Here is a 21,895-nt window from a genome sequence, read left to right as displayed (position 1 = left end):
ATTTGAGTGAGAAGAAAAATATCGAAGCAACAGAATATGATCGAGAGAGTAATGTACGTTCAATCCATCATTCTAAGGTGAAATTAGTTGTAACACTTTTAGCTGCAGGGCTAGCACTGTTCCACTTATATACGTCTTATGCAGGATCACTTGTTGACATTCAACAGCGAAGTATTCATTTATATATACTAATGGCGCTTGGATTCTTAATCTATCCTTTTATGAAAAAAAATGCTAGCAAACGAATTCCAATTTATGATTATATCCTGTTCATGCTATCTCTGTTTGTCGGGATTTATATGCTCTTTACAGCTGAGCGAATCATTCAGTCAGGTGGGCAAATTAATTCCCTCGATTTTATCATTGGGATTGTGATTGTCCTTTTGTTATTTGATATTACACGAAGAATTACGGGCTGGGGGCTTACGTTACTTGGAGCAGCTTTTCTCGTTTATGGGTTCTACGTAAAACTCTCCATTTATCCTCAGTTAACGGAGTCAGTCCTATTAAGTGTATCGAAACAAATCATTTCCCAGCTGGTCTTTATTACGGAAGGTATTCTCGGCACAGCAATCGGAGTATCCGCTAGTTATATCATTCTCTTTATTTTGTTTGGCGCATTTTTGAGCAGATCTGGAATGGGGCAGCTTTTTAATGATCTTGCACTTGCCGTTGCGGGCCATACAAAAGGAGGGCCGGCGAAAGTTGCTGTCATTGCAAGTGGTTTTCTCGGATCGATTAATGGCTCAGCTATCGCAAATGTGGTGACGACTGGTGCATTTACGATTCCTCTGATGAAAAAGATCGGTTACCATAGAAACTTTGCTGGTGCTGTAGAGTCTGCAGCCAGTGTCGGTGGACAAATTCTCCCACCGATTATGGGCGCAGCAGCTTTCATTATGGCAGAGAATTTAAATGTTCCTTATACGAAAATTATCTTAGCTGGTATTATCCCTGCCGTCTTATTTTATATCGGAATTCTCTTGCAGGTACATTTACGAGCAGCTAAGAAAGGATTGAAAGGGCTACCGAAGAGCGAGCTACCTACAGTAAAAGATGTCCTGATTGAACGTGGACATCTGATTATTCCAATGCTGTTTCTTCTTTACCTGTTATTCTCAGGGAAAACGCCTTTCTTTGCAGCATTCTGGTCGATTATTGCGACGGTTATTATTTCAGCATCGAGAAAAATGCTTCCACTTATTATGCTGTTAGGATTTTTCTTGATTTTCCAACCTCAAATCTCTTCTCTTCTATCAGGAAGTCCTTTACCGAATGTAAGAGGGGACTGGTGGGAACTTCTAATTATAGTGGTTCTCCCGTTTGTTATTAATGTTTGGAGAAGGATTCTTAACCTTGAAGCAGAAGAAATTGGGGTAATGGATAGCATCGAGGCACTTGAAGAAGGCGCGAAAACAACGATTCCAGTTGCAATTGCATGTGGGGCAGTTGGTATTGTCGTAGGTGTTGCTTCTCTTACTGGAGTAGCGCTTGAAATCGCGAATAGTATTGTAAGCATTGGTTCAATGGTAGATAGTCCATTGATTCAGTTAATCATTACACTTATTCTAGCGATGATCACCTCAATCATTCTTGGTATGGGGCTTCCAAGCATACCAACGTATATTATTACGAGTACGATGGCAGCACCTATCTTGCTTCAGCTTCCTTTGTTCCGTGAACTCGCAGGATCTCCGGAAACAGCGATTTTCGTCGCGCATATGTTCGTGTTCTATTTCGGTATTTTTGCGAATATCACACCACCTGTTGCACTAGCAGCTTTTGCAGGAGCAGGAATTAGCGGTGGTGATCCTAATAAGACAGGTTTCCAGGCAATGAAGCTTGCAATTGCAGGTTTTATCGTACCATTTATGTTCGTTTTTTCTCACGAGATGCTAATGATAGATGCAACGGTAATGAATGTCTTACTAATAGCAGTTACATCTCTAATCGGTGTCTTTCTATTATCCGTTACGGCTGAAGGTTATTTCGTTACGGCATTACCAACGTGGCTAAGACTACTAACAGGGATCGGTGCACTTCTATTGATCTATCCTGGTATTGTAACTGATATTATTGGTGGGCTTGTCTTTCTTCTCTTAATGGCGAGAAATTATTTAATAAAAAGAAATGCTATCGAACAATCAATGTCGACCTGATAGTAAATTAAAAATAGAAAGGAATGACGATATGGATCTTAATTTAAAAGGAAAATCAGTTGTTGTCACAGCAGCTAGCAAAGGTCTTGGTAAGGCAACGGCCCTTGCTTTCGCGGAAGAAGGAGCAAGTGTTGTGTTATCAAGTCGGAGTGCAGGTGAACTAAAGAAGGCATGTGAAGAAATCATTCAAGAAACTGGGAATACCCAGGTGACGTGGAAGGTCTGTGATGTGACCAAAGGAGATGATATTAACGAACTCATGACGTTCGCAGCCGATACGAATGGTACCATTGACGCGCTCATTAACAATGCAGGGGGTCCTCCTGCGGGTGGGTTTGAGAAGTTTAGTGATGAGGAGTGGCAGCATGCGTTTGAATTGAATTTATTAAGCTTTGTTCGTACATCCAGAGCCGTTATTCCCTATATGAGAAGTCAGGGGAGCGGTCGCATTGTAAATATCGCTTCTTCGTCTATTAAACAATCTTTGGATAACTTGATACTATCCAATACATTTCGTGCAGGAATTGTTGGCTTTGCGAAAAGCTTGTCACAGGAATATGCTGAGCATAATATTCTTATTAATACAGTCGGTCCTGGCCGGATTGCAACTGACAGGGTAGCACAACTTGATCAAATAAGAGCAGAGCAATTAGGGATGACGACGAATGATTTGAAAAGCAAGGTTGAACAATCAATCCCCATTAAACGTTATGGTGAGCCTGAAGAGTTTGCGAAAATGGTTGTATTTCTAGCTTCAGGTGCAAATACGTATGTGACAGGCCAGTCGCTCGTTGTTGACGGAGGTCTTGTGAAGGCACTTTAAGAACTGGCAAGGACGCAAAAGTTTATGCGTCCTTTTTTTGTTTATGAAAGTGCTTTTACTAAATGATGTAAATGTTCCCATAACGTTTTTCTTTTGTGGAGAAATCGCTATAATAAGAGTGGATGAACATAGACGTAATCTAGTATTGCTAAACCCTTTAGTTTCAATGTTAATGGCGGTACAGAGATGGAGGGGTAGATTGTGATAAATGCAAAAGAACAGATCTTAGAAGCGACTGATATTCATAAAGTAACAGAAGTAATCAGCATCGCTATAAACAAACCGGTGATTATCGAAAATAAGAATTTCGAGCTCATTTCTTATAGCACAGCATCTGAAAGTTTTGATCAAACCCAACAGAAAACCATTCTATATAAAAAGTGTCCTGTTTTCATTATTGATCGACTGAAAAAGGAAGGCATTGTACAACAGTTGGAGAGCAACGAAGCGCCGATTCGAATTGCTCCAATTGAAGAAATCGGTTTTTATCAACGGATTGTTGTGAAAGCGATTTATGAAGAGCGGACAATGGGTTATGTATGGGTGCAAGAAACCAATACGCTTTTATCTGATGAAGAGGTAACGTTTCTAACTGAAATCACTCCGCATATTGGAAAGCTTATTCATAAATCCTATCGGAAAGGACAGGAACATGAAGGAAAGCAAGAAAAGCTTCTGTGGAATGTGCTTCTTCATGAATATGAAAGTGAAAATCAAATAAGGAGGAAGGCACAGGTAGTGAGTTTGCCATTACCTGATCGTTTCTCTATCCTCGTCATGTCGATCGCCGAACCTGCTCAGGAACCACTTCTTAATGAAGTCGTTGAGCTCCTATCTAGATTTAAGCGCCATAAATTACAAGTACTTAAAACCGATTTGCAAGTTGTCGCTGTGATAGCAGGGAATAAAGAACGGAAAGGTTCGGCAATTGAAAATAGTCGCGAGATCATAGAATACGTGAAAAGCGCACTTACTCATCAAGAGTTCTATTCTTTCTTAATCGGGATTGGAAAAGAGTATGTTGAGCTTATTGATATGAGAAAGAGTTTTCTAGAAGCGCTTGAGGTGATAGAAACTGCTGACTTTATCGGACCAAGGCCCGACGTCATGCCGCGCGAGTTCTCGAAGCTTGGCGTATACAGGTATCTTGCTGCACTTTATGAGAAGAATAATACAGAACACTATTATAATCAGAACTTATTAAACCTAATGGAGAAAGATTCAGTGAGCCATTCCAGTTTGTTAAAAACACTTGAAGTGTACTTATCAAACAATGGTAAAGGAAAGCATACGGCTTCTGAGCTCTTTATACATCCGAATACGCTTAATTATCGCATGAAGCAAATTCAGGATTTAACGGATATCGATTTTGAAGATTTTAATATGAAAAGTCACATCTATATTGAATTGTTGTTACTAAACAACATTCCATCTTACTATAATCGATACCTGGCAGCTGTAGAGGAGCAAAAAGGCGCCTCGAAATAGCTGGAGTTTCATGAATTCGCTTGTTTATTGTCCGGAATTCGGATATATTGTCCAAACCGAGAAGCTGCCGATGGCAGCTTCTTTTTTGTGGGGAGGCTCCAGTGCCTGCCGGGCCTAATCAGCCGCTTCCGCTTTTCTATTGTGGTTAAACCACAAAAATTGGTGGGAACTATTGTGTTTCCACTACGTTGTCAGATGGACTATAAAATCGATATAATTTTCACAAGAAAGAAAATATTAATACGACTTACTGCTTGATGAATGATTGTAGATAAAGGTTAAAGGAGCGTGGTAGCGTTGGAAGCCCTCAACAAGAGTTTTTTCCTTTTTCTTGCCAGCAGGCCTTCACTCGATCGATTTGCAAAGCGATGGGGTAGTAAATTTGGGGCTGATAAAATTGTTGGCGGGGAAACCTTTGAGCATGCTGTACCTCTTATTCAGAGTTTGAATAGTCAGGGGTTACGCGTGACGGTCGACCATCTTGGGGAGTTTGTTTCTTCAGAAGCTGAGGCAAGAGAACGAACGCTCGAGTGTTTACAGACAATTCGAATGATCAGTGCTCATGATTTAAATTCACAACTGTCACTAAAAGTAACGTCACTTGGATTGGACATTAATCCTGATCTTGTATGGGGAAATATGGTAAAGATTATGGATGAAGCCGAGAAGCATGGTGTGTTTGTAACAATTGATATGGAAGATTCGTCAAGAACGCAGGCAACGCTCGATCTCTACAAAGCACTAAAGAAGAAGTACAGCAACATCGGAACTGTTATTCAATCTTATTTATATCGATCAGATCAGGACCTCGATGATTTAAACGAAGTTAAGCCCAATTTACGACTTGTTAAAGGCGCTTACAAGGAATCAGCGAAGGTAGCTTTCCCTGACAAATCTGATGTTGATCATAACTTGAAATTGCTAATTAAGAAGCATCTATTGAATGGAAATTATACAGCGATAGCGAGCCATGATGACGTAATCATCCAGTATACAAAAGAATTGGTCAGAGAACATGGCATTGCAAAAGATCAATTCGAATTCCAGATGCTGTATGGAATGCGCAGTGAAAGACAGTTAGAACTTTTAGCTGAAGGCTACACAGTTAGAGTGTATATGCCCTACGGAAATGACTGGTATGGGTATTTCATGCGGCGGTTAGCGGAACGACCTGCGAACATCGCCTTTGCGCTAAATGGATTGTTTAAAAAATAATATAATTTTAAAATTCGAAAGGGGAATTTACTCATGGTAGTACCATACAAACACGAACCGTTTACTGATTTTACTGTTAAGGAAAACAAGAAGGCTTTTGAAGAGGCTCTTAAACTAGTAAAAGAAGAACTTGGAAAAGATCATGATCTTCTCATCAATGGTGAGCGTGTTAGCACAGAAGATAAAATCGTTTCCATTAACCCTGCGAACAAGGAACAAATCGTTGGGCGTGTATCTAAGGCAACGAAGGAGCATGCGGAGAGAGCGATCCAAGCTGCTGACGAAGCATTTGAAGGCTGGAGAAAATGGTCTGCTCGCTCTCGTGCTGAACTTCTATTCCGCGCAGCTGCAATTGTTCGTCGCCGTAAGCACGAATTCTCTGCATACCTTGTTTACGAAGCAGGAAAGCCGTGGAAAGAGGCAGATGCTGATACAGCAGAAGCAATTGATTTCATGGAGTATTACGCTCGTCAGATGATCGAGCTTGGTGAAGGAAAAGCAATTGAAAGTCGCCCTGGCGAACAAAACCGTTATGTATACACACCAAGCGGAGTAGCTCTTGTTATCCCACCGTGGAACTTTGCGTTTGCGATTATGGCTGGTACAGCAGTAGCACCACTTGTTACTGGAAACACAGTACTTCTTAAGCCTGCAAGTGCCACACCAGTTGTAGCTGCGAAGTTCGTTGAAGTACTTGAAGAAGCTGGACTTCCAAAAGGCGTGCTGAACTTTGTGCCAGGAAGTGGCGCAGAAGTAGGCGACTATCTAGTTGATCATCCAAAAACATCAATCATTACATTCACTGGTTCTCGTGAAGTTGGAACGCGTATCTATGAGCGTGCTGCGAAAGTACAGCCAGGTCAACAACACTTGAAGCGAGTAATCGTTGAGATGGGTGGTAAAGATACAATTGTTGTGGATAAGGATGCTGATCTTGAACTTGCTGCACAAGCCATTGTTGTCTCAGCATTCGGCTTCTCTGGTCAGAAATGTTCTGCAGGCTCACGTGCGGTCATTCTTAAAGAGGTATATGATCAGGTTCGTGATCGCGTTGTTGAACTAACAAATGAGCTTACACTAGGCGAAACAACAGGCCCAGATGTGTACATGGGACCAGTCATTGATCAGGCATCATTTGATAAAATCATGAGCTATATTGAAATTGGGAAAGAAGAAGGACGTCTTGTTGCTGGTGGAGAAGGCGATGATTCCAAAGGTTATTTCATCAAGCCAACAGTATTTGCTGACCTTGCTCCGAAATCACGCATGCAACAGGAAGAAATCTTCGGACCGGTTGTTTGCTTAACAAAAGCAGATAACTTTGATGAAGCGATTGAGATTGCGAACAATACAGAGTACGGCTTAACAGGTGCTGTAATCACGAATAACCGTGCACACATTGAGCAGGCGAAAATGGACTTCCACGTAGGTAACCTATACTTCAACCGTAACTGTACAGGTGCAATTGTTGGGTACCACCCATTTGGAGGATTCAAAATGTCCGGTACCGATTCTAAAGCAGGTGGACCTGATTACCTTGGACTTCACATGCAAGCAAAAACTGTCTCAGAAATGTTTTAGTTGAATTGAAATAGAACTATAACAAACCTGCCACTTAAAGGATCTCCTTTAGGTGGCAGGTTTTGTTTCGTATTAATTAAAGTATAAAAAAGAAGAGGTACTAAACCTCTTCTCTCTGATATGGCAGGGTAAGCTGTACTTTGGTTCCTTTACCTTCTGTTGAATCAACCGTAACCTTCCCTTCGTGTGCTTTGATAATATCAAAACAAATCGAAAGGCCAATTCCGAGCCCGCTTCTTTTAGAACTGAAGAAAGGCGTGCCCAGTTGTTTCAATTCTTCCTCAGTCATACCCTGCCCGTTATCTTCAACGATAACAGTGAGACTTTTGTTGTTCTTTTGAAGACTAACCCAAATTTGTCCGCCCTCTGACATTGCTTCTATTGCATTTTTGATGAAGTTGATGAGCACTTGCTTAATTTGTGACGCGTCCATACATATGAATAAATCTTCCGTAGGATCGAAGTGAATTTCAACATTAAATAAATGGGCATTGCTATTCATTAATTCGACCGTTTCTGAAATAAGGGTTGTTAAGTTACCTGTTCTACGTTGGCTAATTGTTGGTTTTCCCATCATAACAAATTGATTAACAAGGTTTTTCATTCGCTCTAATTCATCTTTAATGATCGATACGTATTTTGATTGCTCATCATCCACATCTAACATCTGTGTAAACCCGATAATGGCGGTAAGGGGATTACGAATTTCATGTGCAAATCCTGCTCCTAGCTTCCCAATAGCCGATAGTTTCTCAGATTGGATTACCTGGTCTTGCAACTGATAATAAGATGTCATGTCTCGAAATTGTGCAAAAGCACCAATCAGTTGGTTGTTAGTGTCATCAAAAAGAGGCAAAATATCAAGGAAGCATCTTTTTTCATCCAATGAAGAGAAGGTTAACTCGATATTCTCAAGGCTCTTTTTTTTAGTGCATACGTGTTGGAAAAAAGGAGCAAGTTCTGGAATTGATGTGATCGTTTGTCCTATCATGTCTCGCTTATTTCTGCCAGTGATCGTCTCAGCGCTCAAGTTGTATTCACGGATTTGGCCCTCTTGATCGGTAATAATAATTCCAAGTGGCGTGGCACTCATTAACATTTGATTATAGAGATGCAGCTGATCGTATTGCTGATTCAATTTGATTTCGCGTTCAATTGTATCAATGGCAGATGAAAGCAACCCAAGATGGAGCGGTGATGCGTATTCTTTCGTTGTCATGAGAGAAATGGTTCCCATTAATTGTCCATCCTCGTAGGCGTATGGAGCTGAGTAGCAGGCTACCTGTTCAAAGCAGTTGTGATAATGATCATGACCGACTAAATGAAAGGGTTCTTTATGCTCGAGTGCAAGTGATATGGAATTTGTTCCTGCAGTAGATTCATCAAAACGAACGCCTTTATGAATCCCAAGTGAATCAGTCATGTTTTTAAAGCTTTCATCGCCATAAGAATCAAGTATGTATCCTTCATGATCTGTAGTGACAATAATAGTAGGCGTGTCAGAAAGGTAGCTAAGGAGCTTCTTCATGAATTTTCGTATGGTAGATAGTGAGCTATCATATGTTAGTAAACGTCGTTCTAATTCTTCTTCTGTAAGTAACACATGTAAAACAGGAATTGAGTTGGGATCCATTCCATAAACATGCTCGCAGGTGTTTTTTGATTTCTGTATGTATAAATCACGTTGCGTCATGGGTATCCTCTTCTCCTGATAATAGTAATAGATGTAACATTGCAGCTGTTTCCAAAAACATTGAAACCTATTTTCTAGTAATCATTTTGTAATAGACTATCATACTTAAGTACTGATTTGTTTTATTTTAACTCAAAAAATGGATATATCGTATTCATAAAGCTTATAAATAAGGGGTGATTCGTATATGAAAGCTATTCTATTATTTGTATTGGCCGGCCTCTCAGAAATTGGAGGAGGTTATCTTATATGGCTTTGGCTAAGGGAGGGTTATTCAGGTCTACTTGGATTAGCTGGAGGTGTTGCATTAGTTCTTTATGGGATCATCGCTACGTGGCAAGTGTTTCCCTCATTCGGCCGAGTGTATGCGGCATATGGCGGTGTCTTTATTATTATGTCAGTTCTTTGGGGATGGGGAATTGATAAGAAAACGCCTGATGTATACGATGTTCTTGGTGCCATTATTTGTTTAGTCGGGGTGACGATTATGTTAGCTCCAAGAAATTAAGTACGATTGGGAATTGGAGCAGAAAGTCCTGGAAGATAGAAGTATCATTTGTGTTATACAACCAAAGTACTATGAATAGTTATATCTTTAGGTGAATTGGTAAAAGGACAGATGTTTGTCATAATGAAAGGTATCAAACCCTTACATCAAAGGGTTGGCCCCGGGATTGGTTAGTGGATCTCCATTTCGACTAGTTCCGGGTTAGTCTATAACTTCTAAAAGGATCCTCTCGTGGAGGATTCTTTTTTTATGATATTAACCTAGAATCGCGGAGATAAATTAATTTGAAAAACACTCATCAACTGATTTGAGTTCTTTATAAAACATAAAAAGTCATGTAAACTAATTGTAGAGGGAAAATTCAGACAATATCGAACGGAGGCCGAAATGAATCATAAAGCACCTATTCAGAAAAGAGAAAGGCACGCAAGGTGGTTTCTAACGCTTATATCCCTTATTGGCTGGTTATCTGTCGGTTGGATGTCTTTGCATATGCAACAACCAGATAATTTTGGGGTATTCGTTTTGTTAGTCGGCTTTTTATTTGTTACAGAATACTATCCCATTGCAGTTTGGAAAGGTTATACGTCACTAAGCTTTCCTTTAATTTATACGATCTATGTTGTAGAAGGGTTGCCGTTAGCAATCGTTGTGTACGCACTAATTGTACTTTTGGTGAATATATTCCGGAGAAGACCGCTTCGAATAGTTCTATTTAATCCTTCTCAGCTTGTATTAAGCTTCTTAGCTGCTGTATCAATCACACGTTTTCTTGAGCCATTCTATGGTCCATTAGAGAACAGTTCATTCATCTCCGTAATTCTATTAACCGGTTTCTACTATATCATTAACAATTTCATTGTAGATCTTGTATTAATGATTCGCCCACAAACTTATCCGATACAAATCTGGAGAACAAAGTTCATAACCGAACTCATAAGTGCTGTGATTTCCATCATATACATAGGGGTCATGTTTTACGTTTCGAATCAGAACAGAGGCGTTATAGATGTGTTCTCCTACTTTTTCTTTTTCTCACCACTTGTCGGTTTTGCATTGCTCAGCGCGATTATTGTTAGGCTTCATACTGAGCGGAATCGCCTGAAAGCTTTGTTTGCTATTTCAACAGAATTAAATAGATGGTTACCTTCAAAAGATTGGGTGGACTCGATAGAGACAAGTCTCAATGAATTCGTAGATGTTGATGCAAGCGTTCTGTGGGTTAAAGAAAATGAGCATTGGAAAGTTCGTTTCTCTCATGGTCAGGTTGTTAAAGAAGAATGTACGGCACCACAAGGAATAAAAGGTTTTGATGATGTTACCGAGACGGCAGTTTATCAAGATCGAAAGAAAAATCCAGGGATTGTGCCGTCATGCTTTGATAAAGCATTAAAAGCATTTGTATATGCACCAATTATTCTTGAAGGTAAATCCCTTGGTATGTTTGTTGTTGCAAGAAGCAGAACTCATAGTTTCAGACAGGAAGATATTCAATCAGTTGCAACGCTCGCAAACCAGCTAGCGGTCGTTATCAAAACAAGAATGTTAATCTCTGAGCAGGAGAAAAGAACTGTATTAGAAGAGCGTAATCGAATTGCAAGAGAGATTCATGATGGAGTGGCCCAGTCTCTTGCAGGAGCCGTCTTAAAGCTTGAGACAGCTAACAGGAAATTCTACCAAAAGCCTGTTGAAGCAAATGATATTCTTGTTGATAGCTTAAGCAAACTTAGGCACAGCTTGAAAGAGATAAGAGAGTCGATCTATGCTCTAAGACCGTATGAAACAGAACGCGTTGGCCTTAAACAAGCAATTCTAAAAAGAATTGATATAATCAAGAAAGAATCCAAGCTGAAGCTTTCATTCGAAGAGCGCGGAAAGCCAATTGTGTTAAGTCCGATGGTAGAAAAAGTGATGTTTGATATCTTTCAGGAAAGTGTTCAAAATACGATCAAGCATGCGGAAGCTACTAGTGTTACCATCCTACTAAGCTACCAGAAAGAGCATGTTTTATTGAAAATGACAGATGATGGCGTTGGATTCTCATTGTTAGGGGCAATGGTGAAAGCCAAGAAAGATCCTCATTTTGGTATTTTAAGTATGAATGAACAAGCAGAGAAAATAGAGGCTACTCTACAAATTGATAGTAGAGAAGGCGAAGGTACAGAAATCAGTTTAGCGATACCAAAGCTTGGTCTTGAGGGGGGAATGGATCATGATCAACGTCATGCTAGTGGATGATCATGCTGTGTTGCGTGATGGTCTAAAAAATATTCTAGAAATGGAAGATGATATTAAGGTAGTAGGGGAAGCCGTTAATGGAAATGAGGTTGTTAGTGTCGTCACAACGTGTCAACCGGATGTTGTCCTTATGGACATTAATATTCCAGATAAAAACGGAATTGAATTAACTGGGATGTTGAAAAGGGATTACCCTTCTGTAAAGGTACTTGTGCTAACGATGCACAGCCACGATGAATACTTCATGGCTGCAATTAGAGAAGGGGCTGACGGATATCTACTTAAGGATCTTCCAACAGATCAGGTAGTGGAAGCGATTAGAACAGTTGCAAAGGGAGAGTCTATCATTGATCCGACGCTAACGAAAAGGTTGCTAGGATTCTATAACCAAAAGCAGGAAGCCTCTAGTCCTTCTGAACTTACAGAACGTGAAAAGGAAGTCCTTATCTGTCTCGTTAGTGGGAAGAGTAACAAAGAAATTGGGGAAGAACTTTACATTAGCGATAAAACGGTAAAGATTCATGTGAGCAAAATATACAAAAAACTGAATGTGAAAAGCCGATCTCAAGCGATTATCTATGCGGTGCAACACCAGTTAGTACCATTACCATAACCTTCTACTATATTAGAGTCAGGAACCTTCATGTAAGGGACCTGGCTTTTTGTGTCTACACCATTAGTACTAGTTGTCCTATAGTTCTTATAGCCCCGAATTTATATCTTAAGTGGAATAGCTAAGCCTGACTACATTAGGGATAATAAGTATACTAGTTAAAACATTCTGAACAGGGGGAGTAAGGATGAAATTAAAGTCTATTGTACTAGCACTTTTGTTAGTAGCTGCATCAGTTCTTAGTTCTTTACCACTACATAGTGTATCAGCTCAAAGTGGAGAGACAACGATCGGGGCCAAACTGCAGAATCTAATGAAATCGCAAACGACAGGTTTAGAGGTAATTGTAACGTTCTATGGTGATGGCGCTCCAACCGCAACTCAACTAACGTTACTTGAAGACATTGGGATTACAAAAGGTCTTTCACTACAAAATCTTCCGATAACAGGTGTTATCGCTACTGCTGATCAAATTCAAGAGCTCGCTCAGCAGTCTGAAGTTCGATCGGTATATTATAACGATCAATTAGAATATGAGAATGCGGAAGCAACTGCTCTAACGGGTGTAGATGCTGTTCGCTCGGACGATGAGATGAGAAAAGCAAATGGAGGACTACCGGTTTCAGGAAAAGGAATTGGTGTTGTTGTTAACGACAGCGGAGTAGATGGTACACATGGTGATATTAAGTTCGGTGACCATCTTGTACAAAACGTTCTCGGCTCTACCAATCTTCATGCTCAAAATGGTTTATTGCCAATTACGTATGTAGAGGACGTACCGAACACAGATAACAACTCCGGTCACGGTACTCACGTTGCTGGTATTGTAGGTGCGAACGGTTCTAAATCTGCTGGAAAGCATGAAGGCGTAGCGCCTGGAGCAAACTTGATTGGTTATGGCTCTGGTGCAGGGCTTGCTATTCTAGATACACTGGGTGGATTCGATTACGCTCTAACGCATCAGAATGATTACAATATTCGCGTCATCACAAATTCATGGGGCGCAACAAGTGATGCAGGAACTGACTTTGACCCTGAAGATCCAATCAATATTGCTACTAAAAAGCTTTATGATCGTGGAATTGTAACAGTTTTCTCAGCGGGCAACTCAGGACCTGCAGAATCGACAATCTCAGGGAATTACAAAAAAGCGCCGTGGGTTATTACGGTAGCAGCAGGGGACAAGCAAGGGAATCTCGCTGACTTTTCCTCAAGAGGTGTAAGTCAAAAAGGTGGCCAAGTTACTGTTGATGGAGAAACATTCGAGTGGATTGACCAACCGACGATTACGACGCCTGGTAAAGATATTGTTTCAACACGTGTTATTTCACCAACAACAGGTCTAAGTGCAGATAAAGATGTTGAATTAATTGAACCAGCTTATCTACCTTACTACACAACTATGAGTGGAACATCAATGGCAGCACCACACATGGCAGGTATTGTAGCATTAATACTAGATGCAAACCCTGAACTATCTCCACTAGAAGTGAAACAAATTGTTCAGGATACTGCAACTAATATGCCAGGTTATGAAGCTTGGGAAGTCGGTGCAGGGTATGCTAATGCTTATGCTGCAGTTGATAAAGCGCTAGATATGGCGAAGAATTATGGCAAGACAGTGAACATGACAAATACGTTCAATTCTAATGTAGATATGCAAGTGAATCGCGAGGCTTTTACAATTGATTACAGTGCAGCAAATAATAATAAGAAGGAATTCCAAGTTGAAGAAGGTGTCACTGAGGTTGTTGCAAGGGTTAACGCAAAAGGATTGTTAGGTGAAACAGGCAATACGATTAATCTTGTTTTAACAGCACCAGATGGAACAGAATACTCTTCAGGAATCTCTGCCCTATTCAGTTTATACACGAATCGTACTGTTCAAGTGTCTGCACCATTACCAGGAAAGTGGACAGTTGAACTAAGAGGACTAAACGGTTTAGCGCTTCCTGAAGCTATTAAAGGAGAACTGGCGTTTAAGAAAGCGAATGGCTTTAGTGGATTGAATGATATTGCTGGACATCCAGCAGAAGCAGCCATTCAAGCAGGTGTTTCTGAAAGATTGCTAGATAGCAAAAGTAATGGAGATTACCGTCCTAATGAATCACTCAAACGAATTGACCTAGCGAAGTTTCTAACGATGGGGTCAGGCGTTGTACAGTCGCTTCCAACCAATAAGACTTTCTCTGATGTGAATAACACCGACCTTCCATATGTGGAAGCCGTTATCGCGGAAGGCGCTGCTTTAAAAGACATTGAACAAGATGACAATGGTGTTATGAAAGCAGTAAGTGGTAAGTTCTCACCGAAGGGAAATGTTTCGAGAGCTGAATTAGCTTATTCTCTTGTACAGAGTCTTGGCTTGCAGGAAGAAGCTGAAGCTATTAATGGAGAATTGACAGTTCAATATAAAGATGAGCGGATTAAGCTTTCAGATCGTGGTGAAGTTCCTGCAGAGCTTAAAGGATATGTTCAGCTTGCCCTCGATTTGAATATTCTTAATGCCTACTTTGATATTACACAGGGACCATATGATCTTGAGCCGAAAATCACAGCACAGTTTAAGCCAACTGAAAAAGTTACAAGAGGAGATTTTGCAGTAGCGATTACACGTTACTATGCAACATACCTTATGCCATAATAATAGAAGCACGGTTCCCATCGGGAGCCGTGCATTTTTGAGTTTAGGGGATTATGAAATGGAACGTTTAAAAGCCTTTACAATAACGCCATCATTCGCTGGTTCTAAGTCGTGTTGAGGCAATCGCTTAAAGCCAGACCGTTCATATAAAGCAATGGCCGTTTTCATAAATTCGCCAGTGTGGAGACCAATCTCATGGAATCCTTGAGCTCTTGCGAGGTGAATGCATTCATTAAGTAGAGCTGTAGCTACTCCTTTTCCACGCGCACTTGGAGCAACGGCAAGAACACGTATTTCAGGATAATTCATTTCGTCAACAAAGCCTTCGTATGCATCTGTGTTTGCTGGAAACAAAGCGACACTTCCTACAATGTTCTCATCCAACTCGGCTACTAGTAACTCGACGCCAGGTTGTTGATCTGCTTCTGAAGAGATTGCTTGTCGTAAGGCACCCCAGTGTGCTTCAGGAATAGCTTGTTTATGATCAGCGTAAGCTTCTACTCGTTGTCTTCGTATCGCATGTAGTTCATCTTTTTTTGCATTGCGTATGGTGATGTTCATAGAATGATAATTCTCCTCTGATTGGTAGTTAACTGTATCGTTTATCGCATAGTAGATAGGATATTTCAACAATAATGATCCAAACAGTGGTAAGTATATGTTGCTAGAGTATAGTGGTTAATTTCCGCTCCAATTAGCGAAGTGTGGTATTTATACAACAGTTCTAATGAGCAACAATCTTTAAGAAAAGGTCCATTTTAAAAAAAGAAGTTACATTTGTCATTCACAGATCTAGTAACGGAAGACACATTTTTTCAAACATCAGAAGGAAAACACACAAAAGCGAGCTTAACATGCAAGCTCGCTTTTGTATTATAATCTACTATATTTTAATATGGGCTCGTTGCTGTAAACGTAAACGGTACATTTGCTCCTGAGTATAATCCTACATACACATATTTTGTGCCTCCAGGAATGACTCCAGCTTCATTAGCACCAGCAGTTGCGACGCCGCCAATTGGTTCGAAGTTCTTGTTGTAGAAATAAACATCATAATCATATTCGGTGCTGCTCAGGCCCTCTAGTGTGAAGTTATGGATGCCATCTCCGTATTGTGTTGGGAGTGTAACGACATAACCATCAGCACCTTGAGAAGCTGGCTGTGGATTTTGAGTCGTCACGAATTCATTCTCCGTTACAGCGAGAGTGGCTGGTACGTCTGCAAGGTTTCCGATTCCAGTTCCGGCGTTTCCTGCTTGAACAGTACCTTCAGCGATAAATGGCTCTTCTGGTTGGAGTGTAACTGGCTCAATTTGTGCTTTCTTAGATGTGAAAGCCTGGACGTCAGCAACTTGAACGTATCCTTTAGAATTATCTTGTGAATCGTGTGCAATAAATTTAAGGAATTTAGCTTTCACAGGCTGGTCTAAGTCAAATCCTTTGTAATGGAGATCAGCTACAGTCGGTCTAGGTTTTTGAGCAGAGAATTTTTCTCTTACGACAGTTGTCCAGTTCTTCCCGTCCATTGATGTTTGTACGGTAAAGTTCTTAAGCGTTGCAAATCTAGCTTTCGAAATATCTTTCATTGCACTTACCTGGATGTGAGAGATATCGACTGCTTCGTCACCGGCTAAATCAACAACAAAGTCTGATCCTTTGAATCCGTTCTCTTGTGTATCAGTAGCATATACACTTGCTTCAGTATCATCAATCGCGAACTTCACTGGGTTACTGTCAGATTCACCTGAAACATTTGCGATCGAAGCACCGTTAAAGGATGAAGCAACGTTTGGTGATAGTTTAAACGATAGGTTATTCTTCTTACCTGATTTAATCGTAATATCTCGAATTGTTCTAGAACCAAATCCTTTTGCTTGTATAGTGATGTCGTACGTACCTTCCACCATATATGTCGCAAACTTTCCTTCCTCAGTTGTAACAGATAGTGGGCTTGTTCTAGCTTCGAATTCACCAACAATGATACGAGCATCTTTAATTGGCTTGTTCGTTGCTGAATTAATGATAGTTCCTGAAATCTGTCCATTGAGTTTTCCATCAGGGTGGTTAAATGCTGGGATTGGATCGGTATCATCGCCACCATTTGAATAAGCATCAGAACCTAAACCACGCTGTGCAAATGCTTTCCATAGTGCATCATAGTGTTCACCGCCGTAACGCTCAAAGTCCGATGCAATGATGGCTGTTCTCATGTCTTCCATTGAAGGCTCTGGAACTGAAATCGGCATCGCATCAATAACAAGGTGCTCGGCAATGGATTCACCTTCTGTTTTACCGTATGTTTCAATTAACTCTTCCCTTACTTGCCATAGAATTGCTGCCCAGATGTCTCCATCAGAGTGAACTTCAGGACCACCCACGTCATACCCCACGTCTCCGTAGTTATAAGGAGCGTCATCTAAAGCATAGCTTCGAATTCCATTTTCCATATTTCCAGTTACATAACCGCCAACGACCGGCTTATCCTGCAATCCTTTTTTAAGCAAGTAATGCATACCATACCAGTCACCCCATCCTTCTCCCATCGAACCAGATTGGTGACTTCCAAGTGCTTCACCACCAGCTACTAGTCGAGTGGATAAGGCGTGTGAGTACTCATGATAGATGATTCCTGCGTCGAAGTCTCCATCTGCATAAGAGCCTTCAAATGCGCCCGCAATTGGCTCCCATAAAAACATTCCGCTCCATGCTGGAATCCCGTCTGGTAACGTGAGCATGTAGGCATTGTCACGGCCCGTATAAGTTGGTGCGCCACCTGATGCTGCGCCTGCCTGGACAAGACCAAGAATGGCATCCCCATCCATACCGCCTTTGCCGAAGTTAGAGAGCTGTAAGTTACCCGCAGCTTCTACCCAACCAAGGTTATAGAAATAATCATGGAAAAGATTATGGTGATAGAAAAGGTTTGTTGATGCACTATTTACATCATCAGCGTAAGAAGGAGGAACCGTTTGTCCTTTGGTCTTATTCCAAGAATCTTTAAATGTAAAGCTGAATTCGCCAAGTGGTGCAACTGGCCTTACTGCTTGATCTGCAGGTGCGATAAAGTTGCTCCAGTTCGCAAACGTATTTGCATTGTTTCCGAATGTCGTAACACCAAGAGGAGTGCCGGGTAATAACCAGCCATTCGGTGATGCCTTAGGGTCACCATTAAATGACTTTACAGTTTGTGTTCCACCCTTTGGCGCACCAGGGAAGTTTTCAAAAATTAGTCCTTCTGGATCTGCTAGGTAGTCAACAAGGGAGCGCTTGTACAATTGTTCGCCTGTCGCTGCATCGACCACAATCTCGTATCCTTCATTTAGCTTTTCAATGAATAAGACGCGGTAAGCAGGACGAACGCCGTCTTCCGTAATGAATGTTGCTTTTTTCACTCGTTGTTTAGCAGGGAGAACGTCTGCACCGAATACGTCCCAGCCTTTATCAGTAGTGATTAATTTAGGCGTGTAGGAAATCGATGGACTTTGTAGCTCAATTGCTTTGCTTAGCGCTTCAGTAGACGTAAGGTCGAAATTGTCTGCAAGAGAAGTGGAGCGGCTCATGTTTCCTGTAACAGATAGAATTTTACCTTCTTTGTTAACAGCAACGATAACACGACCTCCATAAACCGATTCAATGCCATCAAACGTTTGTTGGAATGTAACAGGTTGAAGACCAGTATCCTTCATAGCATAATTTCGAGTTACTTTTAAATTAGCAATCTCAGAAGCTTTCACTCCAAATAGCGCAGCGTTTTCTTCTAACCAGTTTCGCGCAATGGTTTCTGCATTTTTGTTTGACGCTTCTGTAAGGTACCCCTGGTCTTTCATGATCATAGATGGTGTTCCAAAAAGGGAGTTCCATTTGATTTTAACTCCTGCGCCTGCTTGGCTAATTAGAGCATCTGCAGCATTTAGTTGTGTTCCTGTAGGTAACACTTTGTTTAATACATTTCTCATATCCATCTTTGCTGAATTAAGTTCAACGTGGTCATACACACTTGTTTCAACAATTGGACCTGATACGTTAGCACTAGCTCCCCCAGATACAAGTAATGAACCAGCGAGTAAACTTGCTCCTATAGTCGAAAATAACTTTCCGTTTTTCATTATGGTTGAAGCCCCCTTATATTTAGCATAAGTAGGGTTTTCTTCAGGTTATTTCGATCTCCTTTGCAAAACACGTCAAATACTGACAACTACCTATCAGCTTTGTTTGTTGGAACTATGGCCGAATAGAACTAAAGATATAGATGGGATAGGTAATAGGGGGAAGGAATCAGATAAAGAAACGGAAGGAAGGTAAAGACAAAATGTCCGTTAGAAGATAACGGACGAACATATCTATCGAGGAACGGATGAATGGGTGAGGGGGCGGTTATGGAAAGTGGACTGTTTTAATATGGTGGTAATTTAGAAAAACAGGCTTGTTGCGAGCTCTCGTTAACGTAATTTGATTACCCTGCATACTTGTTAGTTTTCCGGCTTTATTAGGATTTTCATTTAGGTCGAAAATGACCACCTGATCAAGCAATTTTTTTAATTGTTCTTCTAATGTGCGAGCTAATGACAAACCGATCGGGACGACAGGAAATTCCCTATCTGTAAGCTCATAGGGTCGTACATTTTGAGGATATGGTATCAGCCACTTTAAATGCTTGAGTGAAATATACATCGTTTTGTAGATAGGACTTTGGAAGACGATATAATCATTCATTACACTTGTAATGTAACCATGTATGCTTTGATGACCAGAAACGAATACTTCAGTAAAAACTCCTCGAGATTCTTGCAAGGTTTTTCGAAATGAGATTGAGTTTAATGCCTCAGGTTCAGTAAATAAAGAACCCTTTGGTTTAGCGACTTTGTCACTATCATTCGTGCAAACCTCGTGATAATGGACATGAAACTGCGAGACATAGATGAAATTGTCACCATCATAAAGGACAAGAACATCGTTTCCTGAGTCGATTAGAACTCCTTTCAAATCACTGTTTCCATTCAGTTTTAACTTAATGGTTTCATTTATTAATTCAGTCAAATCGCTCACGTTAGACCCCCTTTCTTTCAAACGTTTTAACCAAAAGAAAATACTAATTGTGAGGAGGAAGACGACGATCGTTAATATAATAGAAGGATTATGCATGTCGTTTCCTCTTCACAAAATGAAATGAACTTCACCTCAGCGACCGGCCCAATAATTAATCGCATAGGTAGTTTAATGAGTTGGTTCATGAAATAGCCGGATAATGAGATTGTTAGTGCTGCTATCATTGTTTTCCACTCATCTCACAATATAAGAATTATGCTCTGTTTAATTCTTCTTTCTCAGGTACTACTTTAATTTTGGTTTGAATTGTACTTAAGCTTTTGATATGGAAAAATGTTACGCGAACTAGTTCTCGGTCTTTTAATACTAGGATAGTGTCACTTTCAGCAGAGACAAGAACGCCTTCCATATGCTCAGGTCCACCACGATTAATTGTAATCCATTTGTGTTCCATTGCTTTTGCTACTTCTCCGAATGATTTTTCGCTAATAGGATTTAGAAACATTTCTTCTGTTGTTTCAGTCGTTTCTGTTGTATCAATTGAAACGCTTTTTACATGATCAAGATTGTAATAAACGATTTCATTTTCTGTTTGTAGCATGAGATGGTCTTCCTCAGCGTTAAGAAGTAGTCCAGATTTTGCTTCCGGCCCTTTAAGGTTGACCTGACATGTTTTTCCTTTCAAATCAGCCAAATGTTCACTGTTAAAATTTGTCATTGTTCTTTCCTCCCGGTTGTTCGTTTTCCTCGATTTTTGGAGCTCCTAAAGTGACGTTACGGATGTGAAAAATCGGTACCAAAAGGAGTGTGTTCTGATAGATGAGTGTTAAGGCATCGCCTTTAACGCTATCGATCAAACCTTCCATCTTTGATGGACCTCCACGGTTAATGTTCACCCATTTGTGACGCAATTCATTTAGGACTTCTGTAAAAGTAGTTCCTTCTGATAAATCTTCTTCTATGAGGACAGTAGTTAGACCAAAGCCGTCCTGAGAATGTGTGGAAATGCTCTTTACATGAGTATGTTGGTAATAATAAATGGCTTCGTTTTCACCTTTTAGAATGAAGAAGTCTTCTCGATTTGCGAGTAATATTCCTGATTGGGACTCAGGTCCACCACGATCAACTTGAACAACACGCCCAATGAAGTCATCTAAATACGTGAAGTTACTTCCCATTATTAGCACCCTTTCTTGCTTGAAGAAGACTTTCTTCTTTGTACTGGTTTCCAGTTGTTAGAGAAGAGGCTGTTGTTACTACTTGATGTTCTCTTATTGCTATTTTTTTGATTGTTTTTCTCTTTATTTTCATCATTTTTAGACTCGTTTCCATTTTGCTTGTCATTAGAATCTGTGTTCTCGTTAGAGTCTTCTTCCTGGTTGTTATTAACGGGATTGCTCACACTTTTAATATGAAACATAGAGATGTGCATTAACTCTGCATCTTTCGCAAGAATCACATGATCTTCAGCAATGGAAAGAAGTGCACCTTCTACTTTTTCTGGTCCGCCGCGGTTAATTTGAACCCAGCTATATTGAAAGTTCTTTAGCAAGTCATTAAAGTTATCAGCTTTTGCGAATGTGACAACCTTCTTTTCGGGAATAGGTGTCACAGTTACCTCAAGTTCCTCTTTCGTGTTAACCGTGACACTTTTTAGGTGAGTTGTCTGATAGTAGAAAACAACATCGTTCTCTCCTTTAACCGTTAAGAAATCATTTTGAAGATCAAGTAATTCTCCAATTTGTTTCTCTGGCCCCCCGCGATTGATTTGTACATTGTGACCGATATAATCTTTCATATGAGAAAAGTTAGCCTGCAATTTAATACATCCTTTCAAAATTTTATATAAACACTTGTAATGGCATTGTACGTATCATGGAGGGACAA

16 protein-coding genes are annotated in these 21,895 nt (G+C 40.4%); 9 read left to right on the top strand and 7 right to left on the bottom strand.

Annotated elements, in window-relative coordinates:
* Positions 1-2 precede the first annotated feature (2 nt).
* The 5 genes from JI666_RS12735 to pruA all read left to right on the top strand — a co-directional run bounded on the left by JI666_RS12735 (position 3) and on the right by pruA (position 7,266).
* Positions 3-2,159, top strand: coding sequence for a TRAP transporter permease (locus JI666_RS12735; RefSeq protein ID WP_211201502.1), 2,157 nt, complete (start codon positions 3-5; stop codon positions 2,157-2,159).
* 31 nt (positions 2,160-2,190) lie between these two features.
* Complete coding sequence (locus JI666_RS12730; protein ID WP_206892338.1) at positions 2,191-2,982, top strand: SDR family oxidoreductase; 792 nt, start codon at positions 2,191-2,193, stop codon at positions 2,980-2,982.
* 201 nt (positions 2,983-3,183) lie between these two features.
* On the top strand, positions 3,184-4,470 hold the full coding sequence (locus tag JI666_RS12725) for a PucR family transcriptional regulator (RefSeq protein ID WP_349769330.1): 1,287 nt from the start codon (positions 3,184-3,186) through the stop codon (positions 4,468-4,470).
* A gap of 297 nt (positions 4,471-4,767) precedes the next feature.
* A complete protein-coding gene (locus JI666_RS12720; protein ID WP_206892337.1) occupies positions 4,768-5,685 on the top strand; it encodes a proline dehydrogenase family protein in 918 nt (305 codons plus the stop codon).
* Between the two features lie 33 nt (positions 5,686-5,718).
* Positions 5,719-7,266 (top strand): L-glutamate gamma-semialdehyde dehydrogenase, encoded by a 1,548-nt coding sequence (pruA, locus tag JI666_RS12715; RefSeq protein WP_206892336.1) that lies wholly within the window; start codon positions 5,719-5,721, stop codon positions 7,264-7,266.
* 100 nt (positions 7,267-7,366) lie between these two features.
* Here pruA and JI666_RS12710 read toward each other — a convergent pair whose 3' ends face one another.
* Positions 7,367-8,959 carry an ATP-binding protein gene (locus tag JI666_RS12710; RefSeq protein ID WP_206892335.1) on the bottom strand — a complete coding sequence of 531 codons (1,593 nt, stop codon included), beginning with the start codon at positions 8,957-8,959 and terminating at the stop codon, positions 7,367-7,369.
* A gap of 187 nt (positions 8,960-9,146) precedes the next feature.
* Between JI666_RS12710 and JI666_RS12705 the strand changes: the two genes are divergently transcribed.
* From JI666_RS12705 to JI666_RS12690, 4 genes are all read left to right on the top strand, one after another.
* Entirely contained in the window at positions 9,147-9,467 is a 321-nt protein-coding gene (locus JI666_RS12705) for a YnfA family protein (RefSeq protein ID WP_206892333.1), read from the top strand.
* Positions 9,468-9,854: 387 nt separating this feature from the next.
* Positions 9,855-11,705: a GAF domain-containing sensor histidine kinase gene (locus JI666_RS12700; RefSeq protein ID WP_206892332.1), complete on the top strand. Its 1,851-nt coding sequence runs from the start codon at positions 9,855-9,857 to the stop codon at positions 11,703-11,705.
* Positions 11,680-12,318: a response regulator gene (locus JI666_RS12695; RefSeq protein ID WP_206892331.1), complete on the top strand. Its 639-nt coding sequence runs from the start codon at positions 11,680-11,682 to the stop codon at positions 12,316-12,318. The genes JI666_RS12700 and JI666_RS12695 overlap by 26 nt, the downstream gene beginning before the upstream one ends.
* A 187-nt stretch (positions 12,319-12,505) precedes the next feature.
* Complete coding sequence (locus JI666_RS12690) at positions 12,506-14,962, top strand: S8 family serine peptidase (protein ID WP_206892330.1); 2,457 nt, start codon at positions 12,506-12,508, stop codon at positions 14,960-14,962.
* Between the two features lie 51 nt (positions 14,963-15,013).
* Here JI666_RS12690 and JI666_RS12685 read toward each other — a convergent pair whose 3' ends face one another.
* From JI666_RS12685 to JI666_RS12660, 6 genes are all read right to left on the bottom strand, one after another.
* Complete coding sequence (locus tag JI666_RS12685) at positions 15,014-15,523, bottom strand: GNAT family N-acetyltransferase (RefSeq protein WP_206892329.1); 510 nt, start codon at positions 15,521-15,523, stop codon at positions 15,014-15,016.
* Between the two features lie 329 nt (positions 15,524-15,852).
* Positions 15,853-19,068: a M36 family metallopeptidase gene (locus tag JI666_RS12680; RefSeq protein WP_206892328.1), complete on the bottom strand. Its 3,216-nt coding sequence runs from the start codon at positions 19,066-19,068 to the stop codon at positions 15,853-15,855.
* Positions 19,069-19,336: 268 nt separating this feature from the next.
* Complete coding sequence (locus tag JI666_RS12675) at positions 19,337-20,008, bottom strand: YwrJ family protein (protein ID WP_206892326.1); 672 nt, start codon at positions 20,006-20,008, stop codon at positions 19,337-19,339.
* Between the two features lie 253 nt (positions 20,009-20,261).
* The gene (locus tag JI666_RS12670; protein ID WP_206892323.1) at positions 20,262-20,726 is read right to left on the bottom strand and encodes a hypothetical protein; all 465 of its coding nucleotides are present in this window, start codon (positions 20,724-20,726) and stop codon (positions 20,262-20,264) included.
* The gene (locus JI666_RS12665; RefSeq protein ID WP_206892321.1) at positions 20,713-21,186 is read right to left on the bottom strand and encodes a PDZ domain-containing protein; all 474 of its coding nucleotides are present in this window, start codon (positions 21,184-21,186) and stop codon (positions 20,713-20,715) included. The genes JI666_RS12670 and JI666_RS12665 overlap by 14 nt, the downstream gene beginning before the upstream one ends.
* 2 nt (positions 21,187-21,188) lie before the next feature.
* Positions 21,189-21,827, bottom strand: coding sequence for a spore coat protein (locus tag JI666_RS12660; RefSeq protein WP_206892315.1), 639 nt, complete (start codon positions 21,825-21,827; stop codon positions 21,189-21,191).
* Positions 21,828-21,895: the final 68 nt, after the last annotated feature.

The organism is Bacillus sp. NTK071 (genome assembly GCF_017303315.1).
In the GTDB taxonomy this organism is placed as follows: Bacteria; Bacillota; Bacilli; order Bacillales; family Guptibacillaceae; genus Guptibacillus.
Note: the sequence above shows the minus strand (reverse complement) of the source record. Positions and strands in the feature narration are given on the sequence as shown.

Coding starts and splice junctions, on each gene's coding strand:
- JI666_RS12730 (WP_206892338.1), top strand. CDS start 2,191: ATGGATCTTAATTTAAAAGGAAAATCAGTTGTTGTCACAGCAGCTAGC.
- pruA (WP_206892336.1), top strand. CDS start 5,719: ATGGTAGTACCATACAAACACGAACCGTTTACTGATTTTACTGTTAAG.
- JI666_RS12710 (WP_206892335.1), bottom strand. CDS start 8,959: ATGACGCAACGTGATTTATACATACAGAAATCAAAAAACACCTGCGAG.
- JI666_RS12705 (WP_206892333.1), top strand. CDS start 9,147: ATGAAAGCTATTCTATTATTTGTATTGGCCGGCCTCTCAGAAATTGGA.
- JI666_RS12700 (WP_206892332.1), top strand. CDS start 9,855: ATGAATCATAAAGCACCTATTCAGAAAAGAGAAAGGCACGCAAGGTGG.
- JI666_RS12695 (WP_206892331.1), top strand. CDS start 11,680: ATGATCAACGTCATGCTAGTGGATGATCATGCTGTGTTGCGTGATGGT.
- JI666_RS12690 (WP_206892330.1), top strand. CDS start 12,506: ATGAAATTAAAGTCTATTGTACTAGCACTTTTGTTAGTAGCTGCATCA.
- JI666_RS12685 (WP_206892329.1), bottom strand. CDS start 15,523: ATGAACATCACCATACGCAATGCAAAAAAAGATGAACTACATGCGATA.
- JI666_RS12680 (WP_206892328.1), bottom strand. CDS start 19,068: ATGAAAAACGGAAAGTTATTTTCGACTATAGGAGCAAGTTTACTCGCT.
- JI666_RS12670 (WP_206892323.1), bottom strand. CDS start 20,726: ATGACAAATTTTAACAGTGAACATTTGGCTGATTTGAAAGGAAAAACA.
- JI666_RS12665 (WP_206892321.1), bottom strand. CDS start 21,186: ATGGGAAGTAACTTCACGTATTTAGATGACTTCATTGGGCGTGTTGTT.